16 protein-coding genes are annotated in these 15443 nt (G+C 71.2%); 10 read left to right on the top strand and 6 right to left on the bottom strand.

The window, feature by feature from the left end; translation table 11 throughout:
• The first annotated feature begins 254 nt into the window (after nucleotides 1-254).
• From lptM to DA075_RS31475, 10 genes are all read left to right on the top strand, one after another.
• Entirely contained in the window at nucleotides 255-605 is a 351-nt protein-coding gene (lptM, locus tag DA075_RS31430; protein WP_244936697.1) for an LPS translocon maturation chaperone LptM, read from the top strand.
• Between the two features lie 120 nt (nucleotides 606-725).
• Nucleotides 726-1997: a diaminopimelate decarboxylase gene (gene lysA, locus DA075_RS31435; protein ID WP_099957074.1), complete on the top strand. Its 1272-nt coding sequence runs from the start codon at nucleotides 726-728 to the stop codon at nucleotides 1995-1997.
• A gap of 102 nt (nucleotides 1998-2099) precedes the next feature.
• Nucleotides 2100-2309, top strand: coding sequence for a hypothetical protein (locus tag DA075_RS31440; protein ID WP_099957075.1), 210 nt, complete (start codon nucleotides 2100-2102; stop codon nucleotides 2307-2309).
• 86 nt (nucleotides 2310-2395) lie between these two features.
• Complete coding sequence (locus tag DA075_RS31445) at nucleotides 2396-5020, top strand: TIGR02302 family protein (RefSeq protein ID WP_099957076.1); 2625 nt, start codon at nucleotides 2396-2398, stop codon at nucleotides 5018-5020.
• A 237-nt stretch (nucleotides 5021-5257) separates the two neighbouring features.
• Nucleotides 5258-5443, top strand: coding sequence for a twin transmembrane helix small protein (locus tag DA075_RS31450; RefSeq protein ID WP_099908654.1), 186 nt, complete (start codon nucleotides 5258-5260; stop codon nucleotides 5441-5443).
• Nucleotides 5444-5579: 136 nt separating this feature from the next.
• On the top strand, nucleotides 5580-6182 hold the full coding sequence (locus DA075_RS31455) for an acyloxyacyl hydrolase (protein WP_099957077.1): 603 nt from the start codon (nucleotides 5580-5582) through the stop codon (nucleotides 6180-6182).
• Nucleotides 6183-6303: 121 nt separating this feature from the next.
• A complete protein-coding gene (locus DA075_RS31460; protein WP_099957078.1) occupies nucleotides 6304-6891 on the top strand; it encodes a cob(I)yrinic acid a,c-diamide adenosyltransferase in 588 nt (195 codons plus the stop codon).
• A gap of 231 nt (nucleotides 6892-7122) precedes the next feature.
• Nucleotides 7123-7872 (top strand): electron transfer flavoprotein subunit beta/FixA family protein, encoded by a 750-nt coding sequence (locus DA075_RS31465; RefSeq protein ID WP_099957557.1) that lies wholly within the window; start codon nucleotides 7123-7125, stop codon nucleotides 7870-7872.
• Between the two features lie 43 nt (nucleotides 7873-7915).
• Entirely contained in the window at nucleotides 7916-8866 is a 951-nt protein-coding gene (locus tag DA075_RS31470) for an electron transfer flavoprotein subunit alpha/FixB family protein (RefSeq protein WP_099957079.1), read from the top strand.
• A gap of 165 nt (nucleotides 8867-9031) precedes the next feature.
• The gene (locus DA075_RS31475; protein WP_099957080.1) at nucleotides 9032-9913 is read left to right on the top strand and encodes a 3-hydroxybutyryl-CoA dehydrogenase; all 882 of its coding nucleotides are present in this window, start codon (nucleotides 9032-9034) and stop codon (nucleotides 9911-9913) included.
• 57 nt (nucleotides 9914-9970) lie between these two features.
• Here DA075_RS31475 and DA075_RS31480 read toward each other — a convergent pair whose 3' ends face one another.
• From DA075_RS31480 to DA075_RS31505, 6 genes are all read right to left on the bottom strand, one after another.
• Nucleotides 9971-10450, bottom strand: coding sequence for a hypothetical protein (locus tag DA075_RS31480; protein WP_099957558.1), 480 nt, complete (start codon nucleotides 10448-10450; stop codon nucleotides 9971-9973).
• Nucleotides 10451-10605: 155 nt separating this feature from the next.
• Nucleotides 10606-10920 (bottom strand): hypothetical protein, encoded by a 315-nt coding sequence (locus DA075_RS31485; RefSeq protein WP_099957081.1) that lies wholly within the window; start codon nucleotides 10918-10920, stop codon nucleotides 10606-10608.
• Between the two features lie 112 nt (nucleotides 10921-11032).
• Nucleotides 11033-12040: an NAD(P)H-quinone oxidoreductase gene (locus tag DA075_RS31490; RefSeq protein WP_099957082.1), complete on the bottom strand. Its 1008-nt coding sequence runs from the start codon at nucleotides 12038-12040 to the stop codon at nucleotides 11033-11035.
• Between the two features lie 81 nt (nucleotides 12041-12121).
• Nucleotides 12122-12784, bottom strand: a complete 663-nt coding sequence (upp, locus tag DA075_RS31495; RefSeq protein ID WP_048464658.1) for a uracil phosphoribosyltransferase — start codon at nucleotides 12782-12784, stop codon at nucleotides 12122-12124.
• 38 nt (nucleotides 12785-12822) lie between these two features.
• Nucleotides 12823-14058, bottom strand: coding sequence for a URC4/urg3 family protein (locus DA075_RS31500; protein WP_099957083.1), 1236 nt, complete (start codon nucleotides 14056-14058; stop codon nucleotides 12823-12825).
• Between the two features lie 53 nt (nucleotides 14059-14111).
• Nucleotides 14112-15362 (bottom strand): GTP cyclohydrolase II, encoded by a 1251-nt coding sequence (locus DA075_RS31505; protein WP_099957084.1) that lies wholly within the window; start codon nucleotides 15360-15362, stop codon nucleotides 14112-14114.
• Between the last annotated feature and the right edge of the window lie 81 nt (nucleotides 15363-15443).

A 15443-nucleotide genomic window follows, 5' to 3' on the forward strand; every position in this document is an offset into this window, starting at 1 on the left:
ACCGCTGCCTTTGCGGGAGCGGTGTGTTGTCCGGGCATCGGCGGTGCTTTGCGGGCATCGGTGGCCTTCCGGGGACCGGCGGGATTTGCCGGGCCGTCGCCGCACTCTCCGGGCGGCCTTTCAAAGGCCGTGTTAACGGCTCCGCTCGAATGCCGCGCAACCGCCTCGCAAAGGCTGTGAGTGCCGGGCTCGCCTCGCGGGATGCGGGCCGCTATGGTGCCGCGGCCACGCTTCGCGTTTTCCGGATCCCGCCCGTGTTCCGTTCCCGTACCCTCGTTCTCCTCGGCCTGATCGCGCTCGCGGCGGCCGCCTGCGGCCGGCGCGGCCCGCTCGAGCCGCCGCCCGCGGCGGCGCCGGCCGCCCAGCCTCGGGCGGGCGCGAATGCGGCCGGGACCCGGCCGACGACTGGGGCGGCCGCCATCAACACCCTGCCGGCCGGGGTCGGGCTCTCGGCGGGCGCCTCCGTGCCCGACCCCGAGGACGAATTGCCCTCCGCCGCCGTCGCAGCGCCGACCGGGATCCCGGCCCCGACCGAGTCGTCCTCCCGTCGCCGCAAGGGCTACCAGATCCCCAAGGAGCCCTTCCCCCTCGACCCGCTGCTCTGACGGCGCGAGCCCGCTCGCGAGGGTGCAAAGGCCGGCCGGTTTCGTGTAGAGGGCGCGTCTAACGCGCTCGCGGCAGGCGCGGCAGCGCCCGGACCCCGGACACCTCCCAGGTCGACTTCCATGCACCATTTCACCTATCGCGATGGCGTGCTCCATGCCGAGGACGTCGACCTGTCGCGGCTCGCGGGCGCGGTCGGCACCCCGTTCTACTGCTACGCCTCCGCCACCCTGGAGCGGCACTACCGGGTCTTCGCCGAGGCCTTCTCCGGCGACGACGCCCTGGTCTGCTACGCCATGAAGGCGAACTCGAACCAGGCGGTGCTCGCCACCCTGTCGCGGCTCGGCGCCGGCATGGACATCGTCTCGGAGGGCGAGTTGCGCCGGGCGCTCGCCGCCGGCGTTCCGGGGGAGCGGATCGTGTTCTCCGGCGTCGGCAAGACCGAGGGCGAGATGGCGGCGGCCCTCGACGCCCGCATCCTGTGCTTCAACGTCGAGAGCGAGCCCGAGCTGGAGCAGCTGTCGCGGGTCGCCGCCGCCAAGGGCGCGACCGCGCCGGTCTCGATCCGGGTCAACCCGGACGTCGACGCCCGCACCCATGCCAAGATCTCGACCGGCAAGTCCGAGAACAAGTTCGGCATCCCGATCTCTCGCGCCCGCGAGGTCTACGACCGGGCGGCCCGCCTGCCGGGCCTGTCGCTCGTCGGCGTCGACATGCATATCGGCAGCCAGATCACCGATCTCGCCCCCTACGACAACGCCGCCGCCCTGCTCTGCGGCCTCGCCCGCGACCTGATGGCGGCGGGCCACCGGCTGCACCACGTCGATTTCGGCGGCGGCCTCGGCATCCCGTACCGTGACGACAACGCGCCCCCGCCCGACCCGGCCGCCTTCGCGGCGGTGCTGCGGCCGCATTTCCGGCCCTTGGGCCTCAAGCCCGTCTTCGAGATCGGCCGGATGATCGCCGGCAATGCCGGCGTGCTGGTCACGCGGGTTCTCTACGTGAAGCACGGCGAGGGCCGCACCTTCGTCATCGTCGACGCGGCGATGAACGACCTGATCCGCCCGACGCTCTACGAGGCCTACCACGCCCTGCGCCCGGTGGCCGAGCCGAAGCCCGATGCCGGGCGCCTCACCGCCGACGTGGTCGGCCCGGTCTGCGAGAGCGGCGACTACCTGGCGCTCGCCCGCGAGATGCCGGAGGTGAAGCCCGGCGACCTGATCGCCGTGATGTCGGCCGGCGCCTACGGCGCCGTGCAATCCTGCACCTACAACACGAGGCCGCTCGTGCCCGAGGTGCTGGTGCGTGGCGGCGACCACGCAGTGATCCGGCCGCGGCCGACTTATGAGGAGCTGATCGGCCTCGACCGGATGCCGGACTGGCTCGCGGTCTGACCGATCCCGCGGCAATCGCTAAAATGCGAGAGGATTTCCGAACGAGGCGGCCAGTCCTCGCGGGCTAACGTCCTGGCATGTGATCCGGGAGGAGCTGACGCGATGGCGCCCCAAGGCAACCTTCAAGGCAATCTTCTCGCCCGCGCCGAGGCCGTGGTCGAGCGCGCGTTCCGCATCGCCGCGGAGCACCAGGCGACCCTCGCCCAGGCCCGCAAGGCCGTGCAGCCCCTGCGGGAGGCCGCGGCGCGGCAGGACGGGGGCGTGCCCTACGCGCCCGACACCGGCCGGCCGCGCAAGGAGCGGTCGGCCTGAGCCGATTTGACCCGCTGGCCCGGCCGGTCCGGCATGCTAGCCTGCCGTCTTCGCCCGTCCCCGGACGGGGCCAGCGGGAGCAGGGCATGAGCAAGGCCGAGCCGGAGACCGCGCAGCGCAGCCTCGCCCCGGAGGGCCGGGCCGATCCGGTGCGCGCCGGGCTCGACCGGCTGGTGGTCCGCGCCGGGCGGGTGACCCTGTGGGAACAGGCCTGGCCGATCCTGTGGCGCGGCCTCGCGGTGGTGCTGGTCTTCCTCGCCGCGTCGTGGCTCGGGCTGTGGCTCGATGCCGGGCCGACCCTGCGCATGGCGGGGGTGGCCGTCTTCGGCCTCGCCCTCGTCGTCGTGCTGCTGCCCCTCCTGCGCCTGCGCCGGATCGCCCGAACGCAAGCCCTCGCGCGGATCGACCGCGATGCCGGCCTGTCCCATCGCCCGGCCCGGACGCTCGAGGACACGCTCGCCCTCGGCCAGGGCGATCCCGGCACCCGGGCACTCTGGGCCCTGCACCGCACGCGTGCCGCCGCGACGCTCGCGCGGCTGAAGGTCTCGGGCCCCCGGCCCGGCATGACGCGGCGCGATCCCTTCGCGCTGCGCGCCGGGGCCATCCTGGCTGCCGTGGCCGGCGCCTTCGTGGCGGGACCGGAGGCCGGCGACCGCCTGCGCGCCGCCTTCGACTGGCGCGGCCCCGCCGCGGCCGCGCCCTCGTTCCGGGTCGACGGCTGGATCGACCCGCCGCTCTATACGCGGACACCGCCCCTCATCGTCACCCTGGCGGAAGCCGGCCAGCGCCTGCGTGCGCCGGTGAACTCGACGCTCGTCGTGCGCGTCGCCGGCGCCTCCGACGCAACCGTGACGCCGGGCGCGGGGCTGAAGCCCCTGCCCGCCACGGCGCCGGCCCGGCCCGACCTGCGCGAGGAGCGCTTCACGCTCACCGGCGGCACCGCCGAGGTCGCGGTGCAGACGGGCTTTGCCAGCACGCACCGGCTCACGATCGAGACCATCCCCGACCGGCCGCCGGAGATCGCCTTCGCGGGCGCTCCTGAGACCAACGGGCGCGGCACCTTCACCCTCGCCTACCGGGCGAAGGACGATTACGGCCTCGCCTCCGCGGAGGGGGTCGTCGAGCCGCAGACAAGGGGGCGCAGCCTGGTGCCGCCGCCGCGGCTGAGCTTAAGCCTGCCGGCGGATGCGCAGGGGACCGGCGACACCCGCACCCTGATCGACCTCACCGACAACCCCTGGGCCGGCGCCAAGGTGCTGCTGACCCTGGTGGCCAAGGACGAGGCGGGCCAGGAGGGGCGCTCCGCCCCCCTCGCCTTCACCCTGCCGGGCCGGTTCTTCACCAAGCCGCTCGCGCGCTCGCTCGCCGAGGAGCGCCGGCGGCTCGTCCTCGATCCGGACGGGAGCCGGGCCCGGGTCGAGACCTCCCTCGACGCGCTCCTGATCGCGCCCGAGCGGTTCACGCCGCAATGGGGCGTCTTCCTCGGCCTCAAGGAGGCGGAGCGGCGCCTGCGGGCGGCGAAGACCGACGAGGCCCTGACCGAGGTCGCCGACCTCCTCTGGACCATGGCTTTGCAGATCGAGGAAGGCGACCTCTCGGATGCCGAGAAGGCCCTCCGCGCCGCCCAGGACCGGCTCAAGGACGCGCTTGACCGCGGCGCCTCCGACCAGGAGATCGCGAAGCTCACCGAGGATCTGCGCCAGGCCATGGACCGCTTCCTGAAGGAGTTCGCCCAGCGCCAGCAGCAGAACCCGCAGAATCCCGGGCAGCAGAACCAGCAGGCCGACCGTACGGTCACGCCGGACGACCTCGCGAAGATGCTCGACCAGATGCAGGAGGCGATGAAGCGCGGCGACGTGGCGGAGGCCCAGCGCCTGCTCGACCAGCTCCGCGGCATCCTGGAGAACCTGCAGACGGCGCAGCCCAACTCGCGCATGTCGGACCCTACCGCCCGCGAGATGAACCGCCAGATGCAGGATCTCGAGGCGATGGCGCGCGAGCAGCAGGGCCTGCGCGACGAGACCTTCCGCCAGGGCCAGGAGCGCCGCTTCGGCAATCGCGGCCAGCCGCAGCAGCCGGGCCAGCAGGGACAGCGCCAGCCAGGTCAGCGCGGCCAGCAAGGTCAGCCCCAGGGGCAGGACGGCCAGCAGCAGGGCCAGCGCGGCCAGCAGGGCGGCAATAAGCAGGGGGGCGAGAAGCAGGGGGGCTTGGGCGACCGCCAGCAGGCCCTGCGCCAGCGCCTCGAGGACTTGCAGCGCCGGATGAAGGAACTCGGCATGCAGGGCGAGCAGGGCCTGTCCGACGCCGAACAGGCGATGCGCGAGGCCGAGAACGCCATCGGCCAGGGCCAGGACGGCTCCGCCGTCGACGCGCAGGGCCGCGCCCTCGAAGGGCTGCAGCGCGGCGCGCAGGGCATGGCCCAGCAGATGCAGCAGATGGGCCAGGAGGGCGAGGGCCAGCAGGCCGACGGGCAGCAGGGCCAGGGCAACCCCAACCAGCCCGGCCGGCAGGGCGCCCGCGACAACGATCCCCTCGGCCGCCCGACCCGCAGCCGCGACTTCTCGGACGGCCGCGTCCGCGTGCCCACGGCCGAGGAATCCGGCGTCGAGCGGGCCCGGCGCATCCTGGAGGAGCTGCGCCGCAAGCTCGGCGACCCGAGCCGCCCGGCCGAGGAGCTCGACTATTTCGAGCGCTTGCTGCGGCGGAACTGAACCCCGGCGCCGGGATGCGGCGGCCACGGCCGCCTTCCGGGAGAGATGCCCGGACCGCTCCTGCGTCGCGGGGCCGCCTCCCCGCGCGGTCCCGATCCGCCCTATGAGGCCGCGTCACCGAGAGCGTCACCCGATCGCACGGCGATTGGGTGACGCTCTATGTTTTTGATTCTGCCGCATTTTCTGCGACGAGCCGGTCGCCGCTCCGTCGGAAAATGCCCTCGCGAGCCTCTCCGGATGTCCAGCAACACCCTTGTTCTCATTGCCTGCCTGGCGGTCGCCGTGGTGCTGCTGTTCGGCCTCGCCAACATGCTGCGCGGCGGCAGCGCCAACGTCTCGCAGCGCCTGATGCGCCTGCGCGTGGTGCTCCAGTTCGTCGCCATCCTGGTCATCATGGGCGTGCTGTGGTGGCGCGGCGGGTGACACCGCGCGACTGTGGCGGGGCAGACGCAGGGGGTGGGAAATCCGTGCAGAGAGGATTGTACGGCGAGACGCGACCCGAACCGTCTGGCTAGGGTGAACCTCGCCCCAGCAACGGGGCGGTGGACCCGTTCGACAGATGCGCGTTACCCTTCCGAGCCTCGCCGTGGCGATCGCCACCGCGACCGTACTGGCCGCACCGGCCGCCCAGGCCGCCGACCCGTCGGCTCTCGTGCCCGCCTACCGGCCGCCGGTTCAGCCGCTCAGCATCGTCTCGGAGTTCCGCATCGGCGGCTCCGCCCAGGATCCGGGCAGCAACGAGAAGAACACCAGCAACATTAACGGCGAGTTGCTGTTCGCCAAGCCGGTCACCGGCCTCGACAGCTTCTGGGCCAAGCTCATCCCGCGCCCGACCGTCGGCGGCAGCTACAACGTCGACGGCCGGACCAGCTACGCCTATCTCGGCGCGACCTGGACCTTCGACGTCACCGACCGGATCTTCGTCGAGGGCTTCTTCGGCGCCGGCTTCCACGACGGCTATACCGGCCCGAAGCTCTACGTGCCGAAGATCTACAACTCGCTCGGCTGCTCGCCGCTGTTCCGCGAGGCCGCTGCGATCGGCTTTCGGATCGACGAGCACTGGAGCGTGATGGCGACGATCGAGCACATGTCGAATGCCGGCCTGTGCGTCGAGAATCGCGGCCTGACCAATTACGGCGGCAAGATCGCGTACACGTTCTGACGGCCACCTGAGGGCGGAGGGTCTGGCGGCCCGGCCAAGAGCCGCTAGAACATCGCCGTCGAGGCGGGCCCGTCCGGGCGGATCCGGCCCTGCCGACGGAGTCTGCTCAAGGAAGCCTGCCGTGGTCGTCCTCAACCGCATCTACACCCGTACCGGCGATTCCGGCACTACCGCGCTCGCGAGCGGCGAGCGCCGCTCGAAGGCGGATCTCCGCGTCGAGACCTACGGCACCGTCGACGAGACCAATGCCTGCCTGGGGCTGGCCCGCCTGCACACCACGGGCGAGCTCGACGCGATGCTGGGTCGGATGCAGAACGACCTGTTCGATCTCGGCGCGGACCTCGCGACGCCGGAGACCGGCGAGCCCCTGTCCTACGAGCCGCTGCGGATCGTCGCCGCACAGGTCGAGCGCGTCGAGCGCGAGATCGACGCGCTCAATGCCGGGCTCACCCCGTTGCGCTCCTTCGTGCTGCCCGGCGGCTCCCCGGCCGCCGCGTCGCTCCACCTCGCCCGCACGGTCTGCCGCCGGGCCGAGCGCCTGGCGGTCGCCCTGGCGGCGACGCCGGGCGAGACCGTCTCGCCGGTGGCGATCCAGTACCTGAACCGCCTGTCGGACTTCCTGTTCGTCGCCGCCCGGGTCGCCAATGACGGCGGAACCGCGGACGTGCTGTGGGTGCCCGGCAAGACCCGCACCGAGTCCCGCACCTAGTCCTGTCGCGAAACGCCCGATCGCCGCCGTCGCGCGCCGTGGCCGCGGCGGCGCAAAGGGAGTTTCGCGAGATGCACTTGACGGTGGGGCGGCCGGCCTCCGGCGCGCGTTGACAATTCGGAAAATCGGCCGCTACGGTCCGCGCCACCTTGCTCCATCGGGGATGATCGTTGGCCGGCCGTGGGAGGGCCCGATCACGATCGCCCCTTCATCCTGAAGGATGCGACGATCATGAAGGTCCTGGTGCCCGTCAAGCGGGTGGTCGACTACAACGTGAAGATCCGGGTCAAGCCGGACGGCTCGGGCGTCGAGCTCGCCAACGTCAAGATGTCGATGAACCCCTTCGACGAGATCGCCGTCGAGGAGGCGATCCGGCTGAAGGAGAAGGGCAAGGTCACCGAGATCGTCGCCGTCTCGATCGGCCCGCAGGCCGCCCAGGAGACGATCCGCACCGCGCTCGCCATGGGCGCCGACCGCGGCATCCTGGTGAAGACCGACGCCGCCGTCGAGCCGCTCGCCGTCGCCAAGCTCCTCAAGGCGCTGGTGGAACGAGAGAGCCCGGATCTCGTCATCCTCGGCAAGCAGGCGATCGACGACGATTCCAACCAGACCGGCCAGATGCTCGCCGCGCTGCTGGGCTGGCCGCAGGGCACCTTCGCGTTCAAGCTCGAGGTGGCCGATGGCAACCTCGACGTGGTGCGCGAGATCGACGGCGGCCTGCAGACCCTGAACCTCAAGCTGCCGGCGATCGTCACCACGGACCTGCGCCTCAACGAGCCGCGCTACGCCTCGCTGCCCAACATCATGAAGGCGAAGAAGAAGCCCCTCGACACGGTCGAGCCGGAGGCGCTCGGCGTCGACATCGCGCCGCGCCTGAAGGTGCTCAAGACCGTCGAGCCGGGCGGCCGCAAGGCCGGCGTCAAGGTCGCCAGCGCCGCCGAGCTCGTCAACAAGCTGAAGGTCGAGGCCGGGGTTCTCTGACGAGAGCCTCAAGGCATCCCTCTAGGTTAAGGAACGAAACGCCATGACCACCCTCCTGCTGGTCGAGCATGCCGGCGGCGCCGTGAAGGACGCCAGCACCAAGGCCCTCACGGCGGCCAAGCAGCTCGGCGCCCCGGTCCATGCCCTCGTGGTCGGCGCCGATGCGCAAGGCGCGGCGGACGCCGCCGCCAAGCTCGACGGGGTCGAGAAGGTGCTGGTGGCGGCCGACGCCGCCTTCGACCACCTGCTCGCCGAGCCGACCGCCGCCCTGGTGGCGGAACTCGCCGCCAATTACGACACCGTGATCGCCGCCGCCTCGACCGAGGGCAAGAACGTGCTGCCGCGCGTCGCCGCCCTCCTCGACGTCGCCCAGGTCTCGGACATCATCAAGGTCGTCGGACCCGACACGTTCGAGCGGCCGATCTACGCCGGCAACGCGATCCAGACCGTGCAGGCCACGGACGCGAAGCGGGTGATCACGGTGCGCACCGCCGCCTTCCAGGCCACGGCCGAGGGCGGATCGGCTGCCCCGGTCGAGGCCGCCGCGGCCGCCGCTTCGCCGGAGGCGAAGTCCTCGTTCAAGGGCGAGGAGATCGCCAAGTCCGACCGTCCGGAACTGGCGGGTGCCCGCATCATCGTGTCGGGTGGGCGCTCGCTCGGCTCGGCCGAGAAGTTCAAGGAGCTGATCGAGCCGCTCGCCGACTCGCTCGGCGCGGCGGTCGGCGCCTCGCGCGCGGCGGTGGATGCGGGCTACGCGCCGAACGACTGGCAGGTCGGCCAAACCGGCAAGGTCGTGGCGCCGGATCTCTACGTCGCGGTCGGGATCTCGGGGGCGATCCAGCACCTCGCCGGCATGAAGGACTCGAAGGTCATCGTCGCCATCAACAAGGACGAGGAGGCGCCGATCTTCCAGGTGGCCGATTACGGCCTGGTCGGCGACCTGTTCCAGGTCGTGCCGGACCTGCAGCAGGAAATCGCCAAGGCCAAGGGCTGACAAAGCCAAGGGCCGAGACGCGTCGCCGACGGTGATTCGCCCCTCGCGCGGGACCCGCGCGAGGGGTGCCACAGAGACCCGTCCGGGCTTTGCTGGAACCCTTCGCATCTGCGAAGGCGCAATGGTATGAACGCCCGGGACGGCGTGGCGGAAGGCAGGGTTGTGATGGGCATCGAGATCAAGACGGTCGGGATCATCGGGGCCGGTCAGATGGGCAGCGGCATCGCCCATGTCTGCTCCCTGGCCGGGCTCGACGTGCGGATGAACGATCGCGATCCCGAGCGCCTGAGGAACGGGCTCGCCACCGTCAACGGAAACCTGCAGCGCCAGGTCTCGAAGGGCGCGATCACCGAGGACCAGCGCCGGGCCGCGATCGAGCGGGTTCTGCCGGTCGATTCCTTCGACGATTTCGGCCCCTGCGATCTGGTGATCGAGGCGGCGACCGAGGACGAGTCGATCAAGCGCAGCATCTTCAGCGCGCTGTGTCCGTCGCTGCGGCCCGAGACGATGGTGGCGACCAACACCTCGTCGATCTCGATCACGCGCCTTGCCGCCTCGACCGACCGGCCGGAGCGCTTCATCGGCATCCACTTCATGAACCCGGTGCCGGTGATGCAGCTCGTCGAGCTGATCCGCGGCATCGCCACCGAGGACCCGACCTACGAATCGGCCAAGGCCTTCGTGAAGCGCCTGGGCAAGATCGTGACGGTGTCGGAGGATTTCCCGGCCTTCATCGTCAACCGCATCCTGCTGCCGATGATCAACGAGGCGATCTACACCCTCTACGAGGGCGTCGGCTCGGTCGATTCGATCGACACGGCGATGCGGCTCGGCGCCAACCACCCGATGGGCCCGCTCCAGCTCGCCGACTTCATCGGCCTCGATACCTGCCTGTCGATCATGCAGGTGCTCTACGAGGGCCTGGCCGATTCGAAGTACCGCCCCTGCCCGCTCCTGGTGAAGTATGTCGAGGCCGGCTGGCTCGGCCGCAAGACCAAGCGCGGCTTCTACGATTACCGCGGCGCGGAGCCGGTGCCGACCCGCTGAGGCGGCTTACCGCTGCGATCCTGCGGTGAGCCGTGCCAGCAGAGTGCGGCGATCCTGTCAGCGGATCCGGATCAGGATGCGCGGCCGCCAGATCCCCAGCACCACGTTCGCTGTGGCGATCGCGAGCAGCACCCACAGCGTGCCTCGTTCCGCACCGAGCGACTCGGCCAATGTCGCCGGGTCGACGCGCCCGGTCAGCGCCTGGGCGCTGCGTTCCGCCTCCCGCTGCATCGGCCCCTGAACGCCGACGAAGCCGTACTCGAACATCAGGATCCCGGTCGCGAGCTTCACCCAGGCCCAGCCGGCCTGATGGAAAGCCCGGTTGAGCGCGATGGCCAGCAACCCGGCCACCAGCATCAGCGCGAGGGACGGCAGGAAGATCCACGTCGCCACCGCCGCCATGGCGCCGCGCATCAAGGCGTAGCCGGAGAGAGCGGAGGGCGGGGGCGCGAGTCCGAGCAGCACGATCAGGGACGCCATCGCGCCCATCAGGCCGATGGCCCCCATCGTGTGAAGGAACTTCATCAAGCGTCGCATCGCCACGACACGGCTCCCCCGAGCGGCCCTCGCCAGCCTAAGGGACCGAAGCGGGCCGAGGGGAATCACATTCCCGTGCCGATCGACGCCGTGCCGACGGCAGAAGGGCCGCCTCCCGGGTGAGAGGCGGCCCTTCTGCCGTGTCGGCGTCGAGCTTACTTGCTGTTGGTCGAGCCCGTCGACTTCGGCTCGGCCGGGGCCGGATAGGCCGGGTTGCCGGCCGGCACGCCCGAGCTGTTCGCCGAGGAGGTGCCGCCGCTGCCGGTCGTCGAGCCGGTGATCTGCTGGCGCGAGGCGTCCTGGCTCTGGCTGGCGTAGTCCTTCGGGGCATTGCTGCCGTTCCAGCCGAGCAACGCCACCATGGCGATCGCCAGGAGGGCGAGGCTGCCGAGCAGCACGTAGAGGACGGGACGGCCCTTCGCGCCCTGGCGGGCCTGGGTCGGGGTCTCGACGGTGCGATGGGGATCCATGGGGAACCTCGGCTTGAGGCTCGGCGGAGGTTGCGCCGAGCGATGATCGATGTGAGCAGCCAACGTCACCGATCGGCCGAGGTTCCTCCCGCCCGCTGCGGTGGCTCGCGCTCTACTTGCCGGTGAGCAGCATGATCTTGCCGAGATGGGCGCTCGATTCCATCAGCTCGTGCGCCGCGCGCGCTTGTTCCAACGGGAATGTGGCGTGGATCACCGGCTTGACGGTGCCGGCCTCGAGCAGCGGCCAGACCTCCCGGCGCAGGCCCTCGGCGATAGCAGCCTTCTGGGCCACCGTGCGGGGGCGTAAGGTGGAACCGGTGACCGTCAGGCGACGGATCATCACCGGGGTGAGGTTGACGTTTTCCGCCAGGAAGCCCTGCAGGAAGGCGATGATGACGAGCCGGCCCTCGAGGGCGAGCGACTTCAGGTTGCGCTCCAGATAGGCCGCGCCGACCATGTCGAGGATCAGGTCGACCCCCTGGCCGTCGGTCAGGCGCTTCACCTCGGCGGCGAAGTCGGCCTCGCGGTAGTTGATGGCGTGGTCGGCTCCGAGCTTTTCGCAGAAGGCGCATTTCTCCGCCGAGCCGGCCGTGGCGTAGACCGTGGCGCCGAACTGCTTGGCGAGCTGGATCGCCGTCGAGCCGATGCCGCTCGAGCCGCCATGGACCAGGACGCGCTCACCGCGTTGCAGGCGACCGCGCTCGAACACGTTGGTCCAGACCGTCCAGTAATTCTCCGGCAGGCCCGCCGCCTCGACGAGGGAGAGCGGCCCGGGCTTCGGCAGGCACAGCGCGACTTCCGCGACGCAGTACTCGGCGTAGCCGCCGCTGATCGTCAGCGCGCAGACCTCCTGGCCCTCGGCAAGACCCGTGACGCCCTCCCCGAGGGCGACGACGCGGCCGGCGATCTCCAGGCCCGGCACCTCGGTGGCACCGGGCGGCGGCGGGTACTTGCCGGCGCGCTGCTGGCAATCGGGCCGGTTCACGCCCGCCGCCACGACCTCGACCAGAACCTGGTTCGGCCCCGGCCGCGGGACCGGCACGGTCTCGATCCCGATCACCTCCGGACCGCCGGCCCCGTTGAAGCGGATCTGGCGCATGGTGGCGGGGATCGACGGCATGGGGCGGCTCCGGTGTTGCAGGCTGTGCGTGCTTACCTGCCGCGCGGGCGGCCCACCGGCAAGGCCCCCATCAGCAAGGGCCTACCGCGTCCCATACATCCGGTCACCGGCATCGCCCAGACCCGGCAGGATGTAGCCGTGCTCGTTCAGGTGGCTGTCGATCGAGGCGGTCCAGACCGGAACGTCCGGGTGGGAGCCCTGGAACTTGGCCAGGCCCTCCGGCGCGGCGAGCAGGCAGACGAAGCGCAGGTCGCGCGCGCCGCGCTCCTTCAGCCGGTCCACCGCGGCGACCGCCGAGTTCGCCGTCGCCAGCATCGGGTCGAGGACCAGCACGGTGCGGTCGGCGAGGTCGGAGGGTGCCTTGAAATAGTACTCGACCGCCTCGAGCGAATCCGGGTCGCGGTAGAGCCCGATATGGGCGACGCGGGCCGAGGGCAGGAGCGACAGCATGCCGTCGAGGAAGCCGACGCCGGCGCGCAGGATCGGCGCCAGGACGAGCTTCTTGCCGGCGATCTGCGCCCCCTGCATCGTCACCAGCGGGGTCTCGATCTCGACCGGCTCCAGCGGCAGGTCGCGGGTGACCTCGTAGGCGAGCAGCATCCCGATCTCGTTCAGGAGCTGGCGGAAGCCCTTGGTCGAGCGGGCCTTGTCCCGCATCAGGGTCAGCTTGTGCTGCACCAGCGGGTGATCGACCACCGTCACCGGCGCCACACCCGTCTCCCCGCGCGCACCCGCACCCTGCATCGCCGTCTCCCCGCTCACGATCACGCTCTCAGATGCCTTTAGAATACGGTGCCGTCGCTCGCGATGGCCAGCGGCGGCGCGCCCTCCGGCCGCAAGGATTTCGCCAGGCGCCGGCCTGTCGCCCAGGTGCCGCCTTCCAGCACCTTGGCCAGCGGCAGCGCGGCCGGGTCCTCGATGTCGAGCCGCTCCCGCACCAGCGGCGCCAGCCGGTCGAGGAGCGCCACGGTGAGCGCCCGCCACTCGACGACGAGGCGCGACCCGACCTCGTGCGGGCGCGATGCCTCCTCGGGCCGCCGCAAGGCCAGCACCCCGGTATCGAGGAAGAGGCCGCCGTTGCGGTACTCGGGCAGGCCGGTCAGGGCGTCGAGGCCGGTGACGGTCAGGCCGGCCTCCTCCAACGGCTCCAGCAGCGAGTAGGCGAGCCACTGCGACAGCTTGTGGAACGGCACCAAGCCTTCCGTCGGCCCGGTGCCGCCGGCCAGCGGATGTCGCCAGGTATCCCCGAGATCGACGCCGTCGAGGACGATGCGGCCGGGCCAGATCGGCCCGAGATGGGTCAGCAGCACCTCCAGCACCGCCTCCGCAGGGACCTCGCCGTCGCGGGACTTCGCCTTGATGAGGTCGAACAGGAAGCCAGGCCGCGCCTGCGGCCCGAAGCCCTCGGGATCCGCCGCCGCGACCTGGCCGAGGCGGTTGAGGAGGGCGGTGCGGCCGGACAGGCCGACGAGCGGGTTCGTCGGCGAGACCTGGAAGCCGTCGGCCAGCTCCGCCTCGGTCAGGGTCGCCAGCGCGCGGGCATCGGCGCGGAACGGATCCTCGGGCTCGGAGGAGAACAGGCCCGAGACGAACATGTCGAAGCTCGCCACCGCCAGCCCTTCCGAGCGGGCATAGGTCTCGCCGGTGCGGCCCTCCTCGTAGCGCCAGGTCGGTCCGGCGCCGGCATCGAGGAGCACGCTCACCACCACGAGGTCGAAGGCGGCGCGGGCCTGCTCGGCCGGGTCCTCGAAGGGCGCGGCATGGACGAGGGAGCCCCAGCGCTCGAACCCGCCGACCGAGAAGTGGCGCCAGCGGGCGTGGTAGGGGATCGCGAGGTCCGGATAGGCCTCGCGGATGGTCTCGACCACGGCGTCGGCGCAGGCGCCCAGGCGGTCGAGATCGACCACGAAATGGTCGAGCTGCCCGTCGAGGCCGGCCTTGAGCAGGGTCTCGGCGCGGGCGCGCACCGCCCGGGCCGAGAGCAGGCTGCGGGCGGTCGAAAACTCAGGCACGGGCATCTCCAGAGATAGTTCGCGGCGCCATCGTGGGTTTGTCAGAACCGCTCGGTTCGTCAGAACCGCTCGAGATCGCGGCCCTTCACGGCGTCGAGGGACTCGGTGACGCCGTCCGGCGCGTAATAGCCCGCCGCCTTCTTGGCTTCCATCTCGACCGAGGCGTCGGGCGGGATCAGCTCCGGCGGGATCGGCACCCGCTCGCCGACCTCGATGCCCGACCCGGTGATGGCGTCGTACTTCATGTTCGACATCGACATCAGCCGGTCGATGCGGCGGATGCCGAGCCAGTGCAGCACGTCCGGCATCAGCTGCTGGAAGCGGGCATCCTGCACGCCGGCGACGCACTCGGTGCGCTCGAAGTAGGTGGCGGCGGAATCGCCCCCCTCCTGGCGCTTGCGCGCGTTGTACACCAGGAACTTGGTCACCTCGCCGAGCGCCCGCCCTTCCTTGCGGTTGTAGACGATGACGCCGGTGCCGCCCGCTTGCGCCTCCCGCACGCATTCCTCGATGCCGTGGGTGAGGTAGGGCCGGCAGGTGCAGATGTCGGAGCCGAACACGTCCGAGCCGTTGCACTCGTCGTGGACGCGGCAGGCGATGCGCCGGCGCGGGTCGGATAGGCCGGCCACCTCGCCCATCACGTAGACGGTGCAGCCGCCGATCGGCGGCAGGAAGACCTGGAGGTCGGGCCGGGTGACCAGTTCCGGGAACATGCCGCCGGTCTGCTCGAACAGGATGCGGCGCAGGGCCGTCTCGCTGGTGCCGAACCGAGCGGCGACGCCCGGCAGGTACCAGACCGGATCGACCGCGATCTTGGTGACCGAGATGTCGCCGGTCGCGTGCAGCACCGTGCCGTCGGCGGCGAGGCGATGGGCGCCCATCGCCGCCAGGATCTCCGGCAGGCTCAACCGCGCCTTGGTCACCGCGATGGTCGGGCGGATGTCGGTGCCGGAGGTAATCGCCTCGCGGAACACCTCGCCCGGCAGATGGCCCCAGGGATCGAGGGAGACGATTTTCTCCGGGTCCGCCCATTGCGGGTGCGGCCCGATCGCGACCACCGGATGGGTGTTGGTGAGGTCCGGCCGCGCCAGGGGATTCATCGCCCGGCCCGCGATCGCAAGGGCGCGGTAGAGCGAATAGGCGCCGCCATTGGCGCCGATCACGTTGCGATCGGCCGGATTGGTGACGGTGCCGATGATCGGCCCCCGCTCGCGCGGGTCGGCGGCGCCCCAGCGGATCGGCCAGCGGGCGGCGCCCGGCTCCGGATGCGAGGTGAGCCGGATATGCGTCGAGCGGTTGGAACTGGTCATGCGGCCGCGCCGTCCTTCAACGGAGAAGGCTCCCCGCGGGGGCCGCGGAGAGCCTGTCGAGTGCTTGACCTGGTAGAGGGT

It is taken from the genome of Methylobacterium currus (assembly GCF_003058325.1).
In the GTDB taxonomy this organism is placed as follows: Bacteria; Pseudomonadota; Alphaproteobacteria; order Rhizobiales; family Beijerinckiaceae; genus Methylobacterium; species Methylobacterium currus.

Coding starts and splice junctions, on each gene's coding strand:
- DA075_RS31445 (WP_099957076.1), top strand. CDS start 2,396: ATGAGCAAGGCCGAGCCGGAGACCGCGCAGCGCAGCCTCGCCCCGGAG.
- upp (WP_048464658.1), bottom strand. CDS start 12,784: ATGCAGGGTGCGGGTGCGCGCGGGGAGACGGGTGTGGCGCCGGTGACG.
- DA075_RS31500 (WP_099957083.1), bottom strand. CDS start 14,058: ATGCCCGTGCCTGAGTTTTCGACCGCCCGCAGCCTGCTCTCGGCCCGG.
- lysA (WP_099957074.1), top strand. CDS start 726: ATGCACCATTTCACCTATCGCGATGGCGTGCTCCATGCCGAGGACGTC.
- DA075_RS31470 (WP_099957079.1), top strand. CDS start 7,916: ATGACCACCCTCCTGCTGGTCGAGCATGCCGGCGGCGCCGTGAAGGAC.
- DA075_RS31490 (WP_099957082.1), bottom strand. CDS start 12,040: ATGCCGTCGATCCCCGCCACCATGCGCCAGATCCGCTTCAACGGGGCC.
- DA075_RS31450 (WP_099908654.1), top strand. CDS start 5,258: ATGTCCAGCAACACCCTTGTTCTCATTGCCTGCCTGGCGGTCGCCGTG.
- DA075_RS31475 (WP_099957080.1), top strand. CDS start 9,032: ATGGGCATCGAGATCAAGACGGTCGGGATCATCGGGGCCGGTCAGATG.
- DA075_RS31440 (WP_099957075.1), top strand. CDS start 2,100: ATGGCGCCCCAAGGCAACCTTCAAGGCAATCTTCTCGCCCGCGCCGAG.
- DA075_RS31505 (WP_099957084.1), bottom strand. CDS start 15,362: ATGACCAGTTCCAACCGCTCGACGCATATCCGGCTCACCTCGCATCCG.
- DA075_RS31455 (WP_099957077.1), top strand. CDS start 5,580: ATGCGCGTTACCCTTCCGAGCCTCGCCGTGGCGATCGCCACCGCGACC.
- DA075_RS31485 (WP_099957081.1), bottom strand. CDS start 10,920: ATGGATCCCCATCGCACCGTCGAGACCCCGACCCAGGCCCGCCAGGGC.
- DA075_RS31465 (WP_099957557.1), top strand. CDS start 7,123: ATGAAGGTCCTGGTGCCCGTCAAGCGGGTGGTCGACTACAACGTGAAG.
- DA075_RS31480 (WP_099957558.1), bottom strand. CDS start 10,450: ATGCGACGCTTGATGAAGTTCCTTCACACGATGGGGGCCATCGGCCTG.